Origin of the sequence: Bacillus sp. CCNWLW194, from assembly GCF_037120585.1 — a bacterium.
Lineage (GTDB): Bacteria > Bacillota > Bacilli > Bacillales > Bacillaceae_G > Bacillus_A > Bacillus_A basilensis.
The window spans coordinates 46185-61018 of record NZ_JBBBBL010000009.1 but is presented as its reverse complement, the minus strand read 5'-3'; the positions used below and the strand labels follow the sequence as shown (position 1 = coordinate 61018).

General features: G+C 36.5%; 17 protein-coding genes and 1 pseudogene. 10 read left to right on the top strand and 8 right to left on the bottom strand.

Annotated elements, in window-relative coordinates:
* Positions 1-91 precede the first annotated feature (91 nt).
* Positions 92-988 (top strand): lipoyl synthase, encoded by an 897-nt coding sequence (lipA, locus tag V7S50_RS20355; RefSeq protein ID WP_000166375.1) that lies wholly within the window; start codon positions 92-94, stop codon positions 986-988.
* A 20-nt stretch (positions 989-1008) separates the two neighbouring features.
* Here the strand turns inward: lipA and V7S50_RS20350 are convergent, their stop codons facing one another.
* Together V7S50_RS20350 and V7S50_RS20345 are read right to left on the bottom strand one after the other, a co-directional pair.
* Positions 1009-1488, bottom strand: coding sequence for a YbaK/EbsC family protein (locus V7S50_RS20350; protein ID WP_063222129.1), 480 nt, complete (start codon positions 1486-1488; stop codon positions 1009-1011).
* A gap of 74 nt (positions 1489-1562) precedes the next feature.
* A complete protein-coding gene (locus V7S50_RS20345) occupies positions 1563-2117 on the bottom strand; it encodes a histidine phosphatase family protein (protein ID WP_242254735.1) in 555 nt (184 codons plus the stop codon).
* Between the two features lie 130 nt (positions 2118-2247).
* Here V7S50_RS20345 and V7S50_RS20340 point away from each other — a divergent pair, with 130 nt between their 5' ends.
* Positions 2248-2694 (top strand): hypothetical protein, encoded by a 447-nt coding sequence (locus V7S50_RS20340; protein ID WP_373605299.1) that lies wholly within the window; start codon positions 2248-2250, stop codon positions 2692-2694.
* 22 nt (positions 2695-2716) lie between these two features.
* Here the strand turns inward: V7S50_RS20340 and V7S50_RS20335 are convergent, their stop codons facing one another.
* A complete protein-coding gene (locus V7S50_RS20335; protein ID WP_142332700.1) occupies positions 2717-3532 on the bottom strand; it encodes a YhfC family intramembrane metalloprotease in 816 nt (271 codons plus the stop codon).
* A gap of 85 nt (positions 3533-3617) precedes the next feature.
* Between V7S50_RS20335 and V7S50_RS20330 the strand changes: the two genes are divergently transcribed.
* Positions 3618-4349 (top strand): MerR family transcriptional regulator, encoded by a 732-nt coding sequence (locus V7S50_RS20330; protein ID WP_242254733.1) that lies wholly within the window; start codon positions 3618-3620, stop codon positions 4347-4349.
* A gap of 38 nt (positions 4350-4387) precedes the next feature.
* Here V7S50_RS20330 and V7S50_RS20325 read toward each other — a convergent pair whose 3' ends face one another.
* Positions 4388-4963: a YhcN/YlaJ family sporulation lipoprotein gene (locus V7S50_RS20325; RefSeq protein WP_063222124.1), complete on the bottom strand. Its 576-nt coding sequence runs from the start codon at positions 4961-4963 to the stop codon at positions 4388-4390.
* Positions 4964-5078: 115 nt separating this feature from the next.
* Between V7S50_RS20325 and V7S50_RS20320 the strand changes: the two genes are divergently transcribed.
* Positions 5079-5390, top strand: a complete 312-nt coding sequence (locus tag V7S50_RS20320) for a YutD family protein (protein WP_002003766.1) — start codon at positions 5079-5081, stop codon at positions 5388-5390.
* Between the two features lie 45 nt (positions 5391-5435).
* On the opposite strand, the pseudogene V7S50_RS20315 reads toward V7S50_RS20320, so the two are convergent.
* From V7S50_RS20315 to glpX, 3 genes and pseudogenes are all read right to left on the bottom strand, one after another.
* Positions 5436-5935, bottom strand: a pseudogene (locus V7S50_RS20315) (cytoplasmic protein).
* Between the two features lie 370 nt (positions 5936-6305).
* Positions 6306-6572, bottom strand: a complete 267-nt coding sequence (locus V7S50_RS20310; protein ID WP_000392613.1) for a DUF3055 domain-containing protein — start codon at positions 6570-6572, stop codon at positions 6306-6308.
* Between the two features lie 16 nt (positions 6573-6588).
* Positions 6589-7560 carry a class II fructose-bisphosphatase gene (gene glpX, locus V7S50_RS20305; RefSeq protein WP_000439090.1) on the bottom strand — a complete coding sequence of 324 codons (972 nt, stop codon included), beginning with the start codon at positions 7558-7560 and terminating at the stop codon, positions 6589-6591.
* Positions 7561-7707: 147 nt separating this feature from the next.
* Here glpX and V7S50_RS20300 point away from each other — a divergent pair, with 147 nt between their 5' ends.
* The 4 genes from V7S50_RS20300 (at position 7708) to V7S50_RS20285 (ending at position 10379) form a co-directional block, all read left to right on the top strand.
* A complete protein-coding gene (locus V7S50_RS20300; protein ID WP_000274001.1) occupies positions 7708-8148 on the top strand; it encodes a DUF86 domain-containing protein in 441 nt (146 codons plus the stop codon).
* Positions 8149-8227: 79 nt separating this feature from the next.
* A complete protein-coding gene (locus V7S50_RS20295; protein WP_000503346.1) occupies positions 8228-8860 on the top strand; it encodes a helix-turn-helix transcriptional regulator in 633 nt (210 codons plus the stop codon).
* A gap of 109 nt (positions 8861-8969) precedes the next feature.
* A complete protein-coding gene (locus V7S50_RS20290) occupies positions 8970-9734 on the top strand; it encodes a TIGR01457 family HAD-type hydrolase (RefSeq protein ID WP_063537924.1) in 765 nt (254 codons plus the stop codon).
* Between the two features lie 114 nt (positions 9735-9848).
* Entirely contained in the window at positions 9849-10379 is a 531-nt protein-coding gene (locus V7S50_RS20285; protein ID WP_242256495.1) for an iron ABC transporter substrate-binding protein, read from the top strand.
* Positions 10380-10413: 34 nt separating this feature from the next.
* Here the strand turns inward: V7S50_RS20285 and V7S50_RS20280 are convergent, their stop codons facing one another.
* Positions 10414-10995, bottom strand: a complete 582-nt coding sequence (locus V7S50_RS20280; protein ID WP_048534641.1) for an NAD(P)H-dependent oxidoreductase — start codon at positions 10993-10995, stop codon at positions 10414-10416.
* A 197-nt stretch (positions 10996-11192) separates the two neighbouring features.
* On the opposite strand from V7S50_RS20280, the gene V7S50_RS20275 reads away from it, so the two are divergent.
* Both V7S50_RS20275 and V7S50_RS20270 read left to right on the top strand, forming a co-directional pair.
* The gene (locus V7S50_RS20275; RefSeq protein ID WP_242256497.1) at positions 11193-11981 is read left to right on the top strand and encodes an ABC transporter ATP-binding protein; all 789 of its coding nucleotides are present in this window, start codon (positions 11193-11195) and stop codon (positions 11979-11981) included.
* Positions 11965-14538 (top strand): FtsX-like permease family protein, encoded by a 2574-nt coding sequence (locus V7S50_RS20270; protein WP_242256499.1) that lies wholly within the window; start codon positions 11965-11967, stop codon positions 14536-14538. Before V7S50_RS20275 ends, V7S50_RS20270 begins: the two co-directional genes overlap by 17 nt.
* Positions 14539-14834 lie beyond the last annotated feature (296 nt).

The window sequence follows — 14834 nt, the reverse complement described above, 5'->3', positions numbered from 1 at the left end:
GAGCAAATCGCTTTCATACGTTAGAATAGATATGTTACATTGAAAGAAGCGAACACGGTAAACTATTTCATATTGTGCGGAGTTGATAACCATGACAAAACAAACAGAATATAAGCGCAAGCCCGAATGGTTGAAAATTAAGTTAAACACGAATGAAAACTATACAGGCTTAAAGAAAATGATGCGTTCTAAGAATCTTCATACAGTTTGTGAAGAAGCGAAATGTCCGAATATTCATGAATGCTGGGCTGTAAGAAAAACAGCAACATTTATGATTCTAGGTGCGGTTTGTACACGCGCTTGTCGTTTCTGTGCGGTTAAAACAGGCTTACCAACGGAGCTTGATTTACAAGAGCCAGAACGCGTAGCAGATTCTGTAGTACAAATGGGCTTAAAGCACGTTGTTATAACAGCGGTTGCACGTGATGATTTAAAAGACGGCGGAGCAGCTGTTTTTGCTGAAACAGTACGCGCTGTTCGTCGTAAAAATCCATTTACGTCAATTGAAGTATTACCATCTGATATGGGTGGAGTAGAAGAAAACTTAAAAATGTTAATGGATGCAAAACCAGATATTTTAAACCATAACATTGAAACAGTACGTCGATTATCTAACCGAGTTCGCGCTAGAGCAAAATATGACCGTTCATTAGAGTTTTTACGCCGAGCGAAAGAAATGCAGCCTGATATTCCAACTAAATCGAGCATTATGGTGGGCTTAGGTGAAACGAGAGAAGATTTAATTGAAGCAATGGATGACTTACGTGCAAACAATGTGGATATTTTAACTCTTGGACAATACCTACAACCATCTAAGAAGCATTTACCAGTTCTTAAATATTACCCACCAGCAGAATTTGCAGAGCTTAAAGAAATTGCACTTAGCAAAGGCTTTAGCCACTGTGAAGCTGGCCCACTTGTGCGTTCTTCTTACCATGCGGACGAGCAAGTTCGTTCTGCGAAAGAAAAAACAGCAGAAGCAAAATAATGAAAAAAGGGAGCTAACGATTAGCTCTCTTTTTGTTTGTACTCCAAAACAGTATTTGAACATGTTAATAAAATCTTTTTTAATTCCTCTGTGGATAATTCAATTGTAAATTCAGGTACACCAGGTGTAATTAAAACTTTATTGTAAGTATAGATAGCGCTATCCACAATAATTGTTACATTTTGTGAATACCCGAAAGGAGCTACACATCCTGGCGTACAGCCGGTCTCTTCCCTTAGTTCAATAGGAGAACAAAGAGATAAGCGTTCTCCTGTTATTTCTTTCATTTCTCCTCGGTTGAGCCTTGTGCCCTCTAGCGTGAAAAATACGTAATAATCTCCAGACTTTGATTTTAAAAATAAGCTTTTACTTGGAGTACCTTGTAAGCCAAGCCTTTCACGTACGATACGATCTGTTTCATAATCGAGTACTGGTTCGTGTTCAAACTTTTCATAAGAAGCATTTGTTTTATGTAGTAAAGCAAGTACATCTTCGTACATATGCAGTGATACCCCTTCCTATTGTTAGTACAGTTTCTTCTCGTGGCGTCAACTGAATGTGTTCGAAAGAGATATTACTTGGACGGTGCTTCCCATAATCGTTTTAGGGCACATTGTTCATCGATTGTAATTTCGTAAATATCAGGATTCGTTAAAGCTCTCCATTCATTAAAGCCAATCGTATGATCAAAGTACTTTAAAATGAGCGTAAGTAAGTTTCCATGTGTAACGAGTAGCGTTGTAGTATGGGTTAATTTTAAAACGTCTTGGATAAGCGATATAGCACGGTCCGTTGCTTGTTTTGTTGACTCTCCGCCTGAAAAGGCAATATCTATATTTGTAAAAGTAGATTCTAGTTTTTGCATCCAATCGTCCATTGGAACGTCGCTTAATATGCGTTCCGTTAGTCGTTCATCTTCTTGGATAGACAAGTTAGCTTGGAGCGCATAGGGCCGAATAGAATCGATAGCTCGCACAAATGGGCTTGAAATAATATGATCTATTTGTGGTTGGTTTTCTAAGAGGAATGTAGCAAGGATGTTTGCTTGATTCTTTCCGTCAATTGTTAATTCAGCATCACGTTTTTGTCCAGTAGCTGAACAATGTCGTATTACAATAATTTTCTTCATAATTCATCCCCATCTTTCAAGTTGACGCTATATACTTCGACAAATGTGAAAAAAATCCCTTTTTATTGGAAATGGCATAGTGATCTAAGCATGTGGAAAAGTAATGTGGATAATAAAAAATTGAGGTGCAATGATGAAAAAAATGATATGTATCGTATTCATGATTTGTTTTCTTACGCAATTGTCCACAACATATGCACAATCCAATCACAAGTTAGATTATCCAAGTAATCGAAATAAGTCATTTGTGAGTGAGCGTGTGTTTTACGAACAATTAGATAAGAAAATTTATAGAGAATACAACAATGCAACATATAGTATTCGAAAAAAAGTCTTATTTAAAGAAGTGCCCTATGAAGAATCTTCTTTCCGACAAAAAACAGCCGTGGGTTGTCGGAGTGAAGTGGTGCTTCAAGATTCTTTTGTTCACCCTGATCGCCAAGTTTATTTTTTCGCTTCCTTTTCTCAAAATGAAGTAGAAGAGTTACATAAGTACATTGTTATAGATGCAGAAACAAAAAGGGAGCTGCGAGCAGGTAAAAGTTATCATCATTGTGGTAATCCATACAAAAAATAACCCACCAATTGGTGGGTTATTTTTACTCCGGTACACTCATTAATTTCTCTTTCATTTTACGAATAAGAATGACAGCACCAATTGTGAAGAGAAGGGTAATTCCTTCTGCAACAAAAATGTTGATTGTTTTTGTTTGGTAAAGTGCCGCGAAAAAGTCTACAAATGCGTGGAATAATACAGCGTACACAAGGAAGATATATTTCTTCTGTTTTACTGCGTATAAGACAAGCATTGTAAAGGCAATTTGCAGCACGAGTGCCATAATTCTTTCGAAGCTACCAAGGAAGTATAAGTAGGCAGGTTGCTGAATTAACAAGTCCTGTAGTCGGCTTAGTTCTGGCATTTTTTCAACCATTTGAGCGAAGCTACCGCTGTTAATTGAATTCGCAAATATAAGTGCTTGGAATGCAGAGAATCCGCCAACTAAAATAGATTCTATCCCGCCGTGACCAATTCCGTAAGCAAAGCCATCTTTATATTCTTGATATTTTTTTAGTAAGAAGAAAAAGGCAACGAAGCGTCCTAATTCTTCAAAAATACCAGCAGTTAGTCCGCCATAAAGTGCGAAGACAAATGGATTTTCTAAAATTGGAGCGATTGCTGGATTACCGCGCATAAATAGGTGGAATGGTGTTTCGAGAATTTGGGTAAATCCGATAAAGATAAGAACACCAACGCCAACCACTTTCCAATTAATATTATATTTTTTACGGAAATAAACGAGTACAATAATTGGGACCAGAATCGAGACAATGAGTTGAAAGATGATGCTGGCAATTACAGTATTTGAAACCATACTTTCACCGCTTTCTAATATATGTACATATCTATTATGCATGAAATATTTTATAAAGAAAATGAATTTACTTATTGACTCTAACGTTGCGTCATACTTTATCGTATGTACTAAGGGGGAGATACACATGACAATGAAGGTAAAAGAAGTAGCTAATTTGGTTGGAATTAGTGTGCGCACACTGCATCATTATGATGAAATTGGGTTGTTAACCCCAGATGAGACGTCAGAGTCTGGATATCGTCTGTATTCCAATGAAAATTTAGAGACATTGCAGCAAATTTTATTTTTTAAAGAGCTAGGCTTCCCTTTGAAAAAAATTAAAAAAATTATCATGAGTCCATCATTTGATCGTGAAGAAGCGCTACAGCTTCATAAGAAAATGCTTCTTGAAAAGCGTGCTAGGTTAGATAAAGTGATTGCGACGATTGATAAAACAATTCAGCATACAAAAGGAGAGATTGAAATGACGAATAAAGAGAAATTTGAAGGCTTCGATTTCAGCCATAATCCGTACGAAGAAGAAGCGCGTGAAAGATGGGGAGACGCAGCTGTAGATAAAGCCAATGAATATGCGAAAGGTATGTCAAAAGATAATCAAGAAGAGTTTAATACTATTTACAGAAATTTAGCGGTGCTTAGACACGGCGCACCTGATTCTAAAGAGGCGCAGGAAGCAATTGGAGTATGGTACGATTACTTGCAAAACTTCGGTGAATACTCATTAGATGCTTTTAAGGGCCTCGGCCAAATGTACGTCGCTGATGAGCGCTTTACGAAAAATATCGATAAGTTTGGCGAAGGGTTAGCGCAGTTTATGTGTGATGCGATGGAGGTTTATGCAGATCGTAAGAAATAGTAAAAAAATAAAGAAGGTGGAGGTTTTCTCCACCTTCTTTATTTTTTTATCATATTATTTAAAGTTTGATTCTCTGTATTGTTCAAATGAGGATTTTTACTCATTTCACGCTTTAACATATCGAGGCTTTGCGTATATTCTGTATCATTTAATGCACCAGATTGAAGGCCTTGAATTTGAGAGATCAACTTTTGGTTTGTTGATACATATGCTTTATAATAGCGAGGGACGATGGACAAAGCAGTTTTATATACTTGATCTGCTACGAGTTTTGGATCTGTTGTGTTTGCACGGTATACAACAAATACTTCATCATCGGTAACGAGCGTAGCAGCATTTGCAACGTCGGGAAGTTTGACTGTCATGCTTGTAATCATTTCAGCGACTTTCTCGCGGTTAATGGCTCCTACTTGTTTGTTAGATACTTCATGTTTTTGTTTAGATGAATAGCCGACCCTTGTAAGCCGTGTATTTGTATTTTCCGTATGATACATGTCGTTTTTATTAGAAACAAGAACACGACTTCCTTCTTCACGTTCCATTTCGGCTTTGTTTGTTTGGCAGCCTGCAAATAAGGAAAGAGTGAGGAGAGAAAGTATAATTTGTTTTTTCACGATGTATCACCTCCTTCTCCATAGCATGCACTAATTTTCAATTTTTTGTATTTGAAATTGTTGGTTGGTATGCTTTGTGATACGATAAAAAGAAGAATGCTTAGAGAGGAAGTTAATGATGGAGCAAAAGCAAGAGCAAGAGATGCATGCTACGGTGAGCATTAATAATGTTCAGTACGAAGTAATTAAAAACTTTCGTGATGGTTTTAGTGAAGAAGCATTTAAAGAGCGTTATGCAGAAATTTTAAATAAATATGATTACATCGTTGGGGACTGGGGTTATGAGCAACTTAGATTGCGCGGTTTCTTTGATGATAGTAACCAACGTTCGACATATGATACGAAAATTAGTACTTTATCAGAGTATTTATACGAGTACTGTAACTTCGGTTGTGCACACTTCGTATTACGAAAAGTGAAGAAATAAAAAAATCCTCTTACGATTGTAAGAGGATTTTTTACATATTCTCGCTTATAAACAAATCGAGATATGATCGCCTTCAGAAAGTATTGTATTTGGTTTCATTTGTTTTCCGTTTAATTGAATATCCCCATTTTTAATTTTATCCACAATGCGTGTACGGCTCCAGTCGGAAATATATGTGGATAAGGCTTTATCGATGCGGTGGGAACCGAAAACGACGTCTAATACGATCGTGATTTCGGCTATGCCACTTTCTTTATGTTGCGTAATGGAGAAGTGGTAGTAGTTGTTTCTGGTTGATCCTGCTGCGTCATATCGACTGTTTCAACGTGATCAGTAAATGCTTTATAAATACGAAGTTTTTGATTCCACGTATGGTCTTTTGGACATTTATAAATGGCAAAGCGGTATATGTTTTTTCCGTTGGCGTTATGCCTACGAATATTCGTGTCAGTAAATAGGGTAGAGCGTCTGCAATTTTTACAATATTTTTCGATTGTGTTTTGCTCGTTTTCATATAAACTCCAAGAAAGTTGTACTTTCTGCATTTTCCTTCACCTCTTATAGTAGTGGTAAAGGAACGTAATACAGCTATTTGGATGTCTTGTAGTATGAAGACATGAGAAAAAGACAAAAATAAAAGGAGGTCCCCTTAGGAACCTCCGTAAACATCATACTACAGATGCGTTACGTTCCTTTGTAATGGGAATGGGCAGACTACTCCCTTGAAAAAGCACGGAGCTTTTTTGAGAGTAATGCTATCCAATTGCTGGTCCATTACAAAGTAGTTGTTGGCATACGTAGATAACGTCCTTTCTATCCAAATAGATTTATCCTTCATTATAACATAAAGGTTTGAAAATTCTAAATACTCAAAGTGAAAAAACACCAGCTAAAATAGCTGGTGTTTGAGATAAATTATATAAGTTCAAATAAAAATGAGCGTAGTTCTTCTGCAATTTCTTCAGTCATAGAAAATGCGTGCTCTAAGTAGCCTGGTTCGTTTAAATCGTCAGGACCGATGATTGCAAATTTATTACTTTGCATATCAAGGACAATTGTTTTACCGTAATGACGATCAGAGTATAAAAGCGCTAAATCATGACGCTCATTTTCTCCCATAAAGCTAACGAAACGCGTTTTTGTAGCGACAGTATCGTCGTACAGAAAGAAACGTTCTTCCATACACATGGCTCCTTTATTAAATATCTAAGTTTAAGTGTGGCTTATGATCTAAATGGTGATGCGTTTTAATGAATCGTACTGTTCTTGTTTTGTAACGCATTACGATAGAGTATGTTTCAGCTAAATCTCCGCCTAGGAATTTCACGCCATCTAATAACTCACCAGCAGATACACCAGTTGCTGAGAAGATTGCATCATCACCAGATACTAAATCGTCTAACATAAGAAGTTGACGAGGGTCTTCTAATCCCATTTCACGACAACGAGCTTCTTCTTCTTCGTTCATTGGAACTAAGCGAGCTTGCATTTCACCTTCAAGGCATTTTAATGCTGCTGCAGAAATAACGCCTTCTGGAGCTCCGCCAATACCTACGAATAAGTCGATACCCGTTCCAGGTAGTGCTGTTGCGATTGACGCACCAACATCACCATCACCAAATAATTTTACGCGTGCACCTTTAGCACGAACACGATCAATAATATCTTGATGACGTTCACGTTCTTGAACGATAACCGTTAGGTCACGAATCTTTTTATTGTTAGCTTCTGCTACAATTTCAATTGTTTTTTCAATTGGATCATCTAAGCTAATTTTACCAGCTGCTTTTGGACCAACCGCGATTTTTTCCATGTACATATCAGGAGCATGAAGAAGGTTTCCTTTATCTGCGATTGCGATAACTGCCATTGCATTTGCAAGACCTTTTGCAACGATGTTTGTACCTTCTAATGGATCAACGGCGATATCTACTTCTGGACCGTTACCTGTTCCTAGTTCTTCACCAATATATAACATCGGTGCTTCATCAAGTTCTCCTTCACCAATTACAACTGTACCTGCCATGTTTACTGAATCGAACATATCACGCATTGCTGTAGTTGCTGCATCATCTGCTTCATTCTTCTTTCCGCGGCCCATCCACTGTGCGGATGCTAATGCTGCTGCTTCTGTTACACGGACAATTTCTAGTGCGAGTTCACGTTCCAAGATTCCATTCCTCCAATTTCAAAAATCATACAAATATAACTATAACAAATAACGGAGAAAAGGTGAATTCGAAAAATTGTCGATTTTTTCAGAAGAAAGCGTTACAATTAAAATGTAAATGCTTTAATTTCCAGGTAGGTGACATTCATGTATTTTGTAGACAGAAAGAAAATAGAACAAATGCTAGTATGTTTAGAACGAGCAACAAGTACATTTCAAGAGAAAAAGATATATGAAACCGAGTTTGAATTTTACGCATTAGAACGTATAGCTCATCTAATTATTGATTGTGTATTAGATGTAGGGAATGCGATGATTGATGGATTTATTATGCGCGATCCAGGAAGCTATGAAGATATTATTGATATTTTAATGGACGAGCGAGTGATAAGTGCAGAAGATGGACAAGGAATGAAAGAAATTATCCTTCTTCGAAAAATGCTTACGCAAGATTATATTCAAATGAATCATGATGAATTATATAAGACGATTCAAAAACATATTGCAGTGGTAGAGAAATACCCAGCAAATATTCGCAGTTATTTAGAAAAGGAATTAGGGCCTGTATCTGCATTTGTACCAGAATAATTATGCTTATAAGATCCCCAAGGTACCTTTTTGGGGATCTTATATTGTATGTGAGAAAGAAAAGGGAGAAGGTTGAAGCATGGGGGAAGCACGTACGACGAAAGATGAAATTGTGCAATTGTTGAAAGTAAAGGGAGAGCACACGGTAGCGGAACTGGCTGACGTTTTAGAGATTACAGAAATGGCAATCCGTAGACATTTAAGTAATCTCGAGAAAGATGGTTTAATCTATTCTAAGATGGTAAGGCAACATGTCGGAAGACCAACTTATTTGTATGGATTAAGCGAAAAGGGAGAAGATACATTCCCGAAGGAGTATAAGCAATTTGCGATTGATATGCTAGAAGATTTAGCTCGAATGGGTGATGAGAAAATACTTCGTTACGTTTTAAAAGAGAGAACGAAGCGAATGGAAGAACAGTTGCAAAAGAGAGTGAGTAATCAAAAGAATTTAGCATATAAAGTGCAAGAGATAGCAGCTATGCAAGAGAAAAATGGTTATATGGTTCAAATTAAGAGAGACGGAGAGAACTCTTTTGTAATTGAAAAACAAAACTGTCCGTTAAAGGAAATTGCCGAGAGATTCCCGCAAGTATGTGAAGATGAAAAAGAAATGTATAAGCGTTTATTTGCAGGAGCAGATGTAAAGACGCTAGCAAACATGTGCGAGGGCGATTGTAGTTGTTCTTACCAAGTAAAAGAGAAAAAATGAACGTTATGGGGCGCTTTAAGGTAAAGCGTTTTTTTCTTTGCAAAAAGCGGGTAATATAAGAGTGGTATGATAAGGTGAGAACGTTAGCATAGAAGGAGAGACATAATCGATGTATAAAGGTTACTTAATTGACTTAGACGGTACGATGTATCGCGGAGAAGAACAAATTGAAGAAGCGAGCGACTTCGTAAAAGCATTAGGAGAGCGCGGCATTCCATATTTATTCGTTACGAATAATTCAACTCGCAAACCAGAACAAGTGGCAGAAAAGCTTGTTCGTTTCGATATTCCAGCGAAAGCAGAGCAAGTATTCACAACGAGTATGGCAACAGCAAACTTCATTTACGAACGTAAACAAGACGCAACTGTATATATGATTGGTGAAGAAGGCTTACATGATGCACTTGTGGAAAAAGGATTTGAACTTGTGGATGAAAATCCTGATTTCGTTGTTGTCGGTTTAGATCGTGACATCACATATGAAAAATTAGCAAAAGCTTGTCTTGCTGTGCGTAACGGCGCAACGTTTATTTCCACAAATGGAGACATTGCCATTCCGACTGAGCGCGGATTATTACCAGGTAACGGTTCATTAACATCAGTTGTAGCAGTATCAACAGGTGTGGATCCAATCTTTATCGGAAAACCAGAATCAATCATTATGGAACAAGCTTTGAAAGTGCTTGGCATAGAAAAGAATGAAGCATTAATGGTTGGGGATAACTACGATACAGACATTTTAGCAGGAGTAAATGCTGGCATGCATACTCTTCTTGTCCACACAGGAGTCACAACTGTGGAGAAGTTAACAGAATATGAAGTTCAACCAACGCAAGTTGTGCATAACTTGACGGAGTGGATTGAGAAGATGTAATGAAATGCAGGTAACCGGAAGAGGTTACCTGTTTTTTTATGCATAATTGCATATGTACTATAAGTATATAAAATGTAAAATTTAAATGTAGTGATGTAAGGGGAGAGAATAAGAATGTACTGGATGTCATGTATTATGTTTGTTTTTACATTATGTGTTTTGTTTTTTATTCTATGGAAGATATATAAAATAAATGAAATGAAAAAAAGCGCAGGAAAACGCATTGCAATGTATCCTCGGGTGAAAAGACGTTGGGTTGCATTACTTGGACCAGCATATTTCATTGGACAATGTATGTATATATATGCTCGATACGTAAGTGGCGATATTGATACAGTTGAACAGTTTCTCATTCAGCTAGGTATTCATGCTGTAGCAAGTTGTTTTATGACTTTAATAGCCATCCATCTTATTAAAAGTGTACAAATATATGAAAAAGGTGTAGTAGACGGACTAAACTTTTATTCATACGAAGAATTGAAAGGCTATAAAACATCAACATGGGAAAATCCAAAAGAAAATATATTTTTATATCGCGGGCGAGAAAAAATGAATGACAATGTGAATTTACTTATTAGACAGGAAGATATGAATGAATTAGAAAGCATTCTTCAAAGGTATATTCCGAAATTAATGATGAAATAAAAAAACTCCGGTTGTTAAAGCCGGAGTTTTTTTATTAAAATGCACGATTCACAACATCTTTAACTTCTTCAAGATATTGTTTACGCACATTATCATCCACAGAAGGAACACTCGTATAGAATGTGTGCTCAATTGTTTCAATGCCTGTAAATTCAAAAATACCAACATCAGCTGTTTTCTTCATTGCGTCAAACATACCGCCTGCTGTGTATGCTTCTTTCGTATTTCCCATTGTAGATAATAGTAAGCCTTTTTTACCGCTTAATAACTTCTCGATACCATTTTCACCGTAAGCATAAGCGAAGCCGTGGCTAAATACACGGTCAACGTATCCTTTTAAAATAGCAGGAAGTCCCGCCCACCAAACTGGGTAAATGAATGTAATGCTATCAGCCCAAGAGATATGCTCTTGCTCTTCTTTAATATCTTCTGGTGTGTTTCCTTGAGAAAATGAGATGAAATCGGAAGCGCCTAATACTGGATTGAAGTTTAATTCGTATAGATCGCGAACGCGTACTTCGTGACCTTTTCCTTCTAATTCACTTTTTACCGTTTCTAAAATCGCATGGTTGAAGCTTTCTGTATTTGGGTGTGCATAAACGATTACATGTTTCATTGTTCTTCCTCCTATTTGTGGATATGTGAATAGCTTTTATGTATTCGTGTAACTATTATGGTTACTTTTATTATGAGAGTCAACTTTTCTGACATGAGAAATATTAGTGTGTGACAAAAAAATACAAAATAGTAGGGATTTTGCATTTCTGAATAGAATATATAGATCGGTAAATAGAGAGAGAAGGGGATATGGGGATGAATATTATTGAAATTGAAAGGTTAGAAAAATCATTTGATATTGGGGATAGTAAAGTAAAGATATTAAAAGGTATTAATCTTCAAATTCAAAAAGGAGATTTCGTTTGTATTATGGGGGCAAGTGGATCGGGTAAAACGACCTTACTTCAGTTGTTAGGTGGATTAGATATTCCGTCGGTAGGTAGTATTCGAGTTGACGGTACAGAGATTTCAACATTAAAAGAAAAAGAGCTCGCTTTATTTAGAAGGCATAAAATCGGTTTTATTTTTCAGCAGTTTAATTTGATTCCAGTGTTTAGCGCAGAAGAGAATGTAGGGTTGCCGTTACTGTTAGATAATGTCTCGCAAAAGAAGGCAACGGTGAAAGCAACTCGTTTATTAGAACTTGTTGGATTGAAGGGAAAAGAAAAGCATTTACCAGCACAGTTATCTGGTGGGCAACAGCAAAGGGTTGCGATCGCAAGAGCTTTTGCAAATGAGCCGGCTATTCTATTAGCGGATGAGCCAACAGGGGCATTAGATTCAGAAAATAGCAAAAATATAATCGCAGCACTTCGCAATGCGTGTGATGAGCTAGGACAAACAGCTGTCATTGTAACGCACGACCCATTCGTAGCGGCCCATGCGGATAAAGTTGCTTTCTTATTAGATGGTGAAGTGATTCATGAACATGCTGAAAGTAAAAGATGGAAATTTCGAAATATCCCGCAACAAGTTACTCACATTCAAGAGATTATGAATCGTCACTTTAAAGTAGGAGGTAAAGGTGATGCGATGGGTAATTAAATACGCGGTAAAATCGATGAAACAAAATTGGCTGCGAAATATGTTGATTGCTCTCGGTGCAGCTTTAGGTGTTATGTTAGCAACGATGTTATTACTTGGTAATCAATCAGTAGAACAAAGTGTGAAGGAACAAGTAGTAAGTCGGTATGGAGATTATAATTTACAATTTGGCTATATAAAAAACGATATGTATTTAAATAATGAAAGTTTAAAAGGAATAGATGGCTTAGAAAATGCTGAAAAAATATCAAAAGCACTTATACCGTATCCTTTTCCACATTATAAAGAATTATCGGGAAAGCCATCTTACTGGGGTGTTGAGCAAGATTCTCCAGAAATGCATTCTTATAAAATATTAGAAGGACGATATCCGAAAGAAGGTGCTGAAGTAGCACTGACAAAAGGGTATATAGATCGTGAAAATATACGGGTAGGAGATACGATTAAACTGCCATTTCCGCAGCATGGTGAAAAGACTGTGAAAGTTGTCGGTATTTTAAATCCACCGTTAATGGCGTCAATGGGACATAGTGCTTATTTTCCAATCCATTGGCTTCAAAAAGAATTAAATTTACCAAATCAATTCAATCTCGTTCAAGTGAAAGTACAAGATGTAAATGTGAAAGAAGCAATTACTTTTGATGTACATAAAAAGATTGAAAATATAAAGGTGGACCAACGTACTTATGTAGATAAGGCATTTGAACGACTAAATGTACTGAAGCCATTAATTTTTAGTTTAGGTGGTATTGCCTTATTTGTTGTAGCCCTTTTAATAATGGGAAGTTTCTTCTTATCTGTCAGAAGTCGATTTAAGCAATGGGCATTATTACGTGCACTTGGTAGTAATCCAAATCAAATTATATTAGTCGTTTTATTAGAGGCTTTATGTATTGGGGCAATCGGATCACTAGCAGGAGTTATTCTTGGAGCAGGTACGCAAACAATTGCAGCATCATTCATTAACAAATGGGTGAATATTGAGGAAGCAGGGAAAGCATCATTCTCGATTTCAGGCGAGATTTTACTCATTACGTTTTTATTAGGGATAGTTATGTCTATCATAGGGGCCATTATACCTGCTTTCATGGTTAGAAAGATTCCGCCAGTTCAAGCACTTCGGCCAGGTCTTCCTAGTAATGAGAAAAAAGAAAAGAGATGGAGTGCTTTTAGCCTTAGCATTCTAATCATTGGTACTGTTATTGGACTCACGGGTAACATATTAGAGCAGTATATCGGTTTTAATCCAAGTGCGATAGGTGCGCTGTTATTTGCGGTCGGTTTGTTATTTGCGATTCCGTTATTTATTCGTATGATAGCACCAGTAATTGCAAAACCACTTCAAATGATATTACGAATTGAAACGACAATTAGTAGCCGGAATGTAATTCGTTATCGGAATAAGGCAGCTGTGTCAGTTGCTATATTAGCATTTGGTTTTATGTTAGCGCTTGTTGGGACGATGTATATAAACTCTATTTACGAAGGCATGAAAGATGGGTTACAAAAACATTTACCGGCTGATTTAGTAATAAGAATTCCAATAGAATCGCAAAGTACTGAAGTATTACCATTTAGTTGGATGGAGCAGATTAAAAAAATTGATGGTGTAGAAGAGAGCGTAGCAAATGTTACTGACTTTACAGCGAAACTTATAAATTATGATTTTAAAAAAGCGGATCAAGAGTGGTATGAAAATGTGAGGAAAGATGATTTTGAATATGATGTGATAGAGGTTGTGGGGAATGATATTGTTGCTTATCAAAAAGTAACAAAAGCGAAAGTGATTACAGGACAAGATTTAAATAAGCCATTAAAAGATGGTGAGGGAGTCGTTACGAAGAGAACTGCTAAAACATTAGGGATTCAGTTGCATGATACGATTGAAGTACAAGGAAAAGGGAAAGAAAAACAAACGATTAAAGTCGTTTCGATTATTGAGCAAGGATTAAGGGGAAGAGGATTAGACATTTTCGTAAATGAACAATGGGTTCGTGATAAGTTTCACGTGCAAGGATATGAAGCAATTCAAGTTATGACAAATTCTAATCAATCATTTGAAGAGATTAAGAAGCAAGTAAAACAAATTACAAATAATAAAGAGAATGTAGAAGTTATTAATAGTCATGAGTTATTAAAAGAACAGGAGGAGTTATTATCGCAAATGATGATGTTAATTCGCTTGTTAGTCGTAATTGTTTTTATTATTTCTGGTATAGGGTTAATGAATGCGATTGTCTCAAGTTTACATGAAAGACGTGCTGAAATTAGTATGATTCGTGCGGTAGGAGCTATTCCGAAGCAAATGAGACGGATCGTTTTATTAGAGGGAACTTTACTTGGAGCGATAGCTGGTTGTATTGGCATTTTTGGCGGGATTTTGTTTAGTTATATTGTGTTATCAAGCTTAGATCTAACGGTTATTATCATTCCGTATAATCAAGTTTGCATATTAGCTTTTGCTAGTGTGGTGCTTGGAGCAGGAGCAGCATTGATTGCGTCATTACAATTAAGAAAGTTTAAATTAAGTGATACTTTAAAGGAGTTATCAGCATAAAAGATTGCTATACCCCGCTCATACAAAGAACAAAGAAGACGAATAAAATGATGACAATACCAATGCCGAAGTTAAATACGAGAGTACTATCCATATATGTAGCCTCCTTGTTTGAAAGTAAAAAGCACTCTAGTTAAGAGTGCTTTTTTATTTTGAATCTACTTTATAACTTTTAGAAAGTGATTTATGCGTGTAATGATTTACATTATTTTATGTATTTATACTTTGAAATGAGTAAGTCCTTGTTGGATATAGAAAAAAAGACACTCTTTCGAGTGTCTTTTAAGATGACAAAA

Bases quoted from the DNA above. Each gene is read 5' to 3' on its own strand.
- lipA (WP_000166375.1), top strand. From the start codon at position 92: ATGACAAAACAAACAGAATATAAGCGCAAGCCCGAATGGTTGAAAATT.
- V7S50_RS20350 (WP_063222129.1), bottom strand. From the start codon at position 1,488: ATGTACGAAGATGTACTTGCTTTACTACATAAAACAAATGCTTCTTAT.
- V7S50_RS20345 (WP_242254735.1), bottom strand. From the start codon at position 2,117: ATGAAGAAAATTATTGTAATACGACATTGTTCAGCTACTGGACAAAAA.
- V7S50_RS20340 (WP_373605299.1), top strand. From the start codon at position 2,248: ATGATGAAAAAAATGATATGTATCGTATTCATGATTTGTTTTCTTACG.
- V7S50_RS20335 (WP_142332700.1), bottom strand. From the start codon at position 3,532: ATGCATAATAGATATGTACATATATTAGAAAGCGGTGAAAGTATGGTT.
- V7S50_RS20330 (WP_242254733.1), top strand. From the start codon at position 3,618: ATGACAATGAAGGTAAAAGAAGTAGCTAATTTGGTTGGAATTAGTGTG.
- V7S50_RS20320 (WP_002003766.1), top strand. From the start codon at position 5,079: ATGATGGAGCAAAAGCAAGAGCAAGAGATGCATGCTACGGTGAGCATT.
- V7S50_RS20310 (WP_000392613.1), bottom strand. From the start codon at position 6,572: ATGGAAGAACGTTTCTTTCTGTACGACGATACTGTCGCTACAAAAACG.
- V7S50_RS20300 (WP_000274001.1), top strand. From the start codon at position 7,708: ATGTATTTTGTAGACAGAAAGAAAATAGAACAAATGCTAGTATGTTTA.
- V7S50_RS20295 (WP_000503346.1), top strand. From the start codon at position 8,228: ATGGGGGAAGCACGTACGACGAAAGATGAAATTGTGCAATTGTTGAAA.
- V7S50_RS20290 (WP_063537924.1), top strand. From the start codon at position 8,970: ATGTATAAAGGTTACTTAATTGACTTAGACGGTACGATGTATCGCGGA.
- V7S50_RS20285 (WP_242256495.1), top strand. From the start codon at position 9,849: ATGTACTGGATGTCATGTATTATGTTTGTTTTTACATTATGTGTTTTG.
- V7S50_RS20280 (WP_048534641.1), bottom strand. From the start codon at position 10,995: ATGAAACATGTAATCGTTTATGCACACCCAAATACAGAAAGCTTCAAC.
- V7S50_RS20275 (WP_242256497.1), top strand. From the start codon at position 11,193: ATGAATATTATTGAAATTGAAAGGTTAGAAAAATCATTTGATATTGGG.
- V7S50_RS20270 (WP_242256499.1), top strand. From the start codon at position 11,965: ATGCGATGGGTAATTAAATACGCGGTAAAATCGATGAAACAAAATTGG.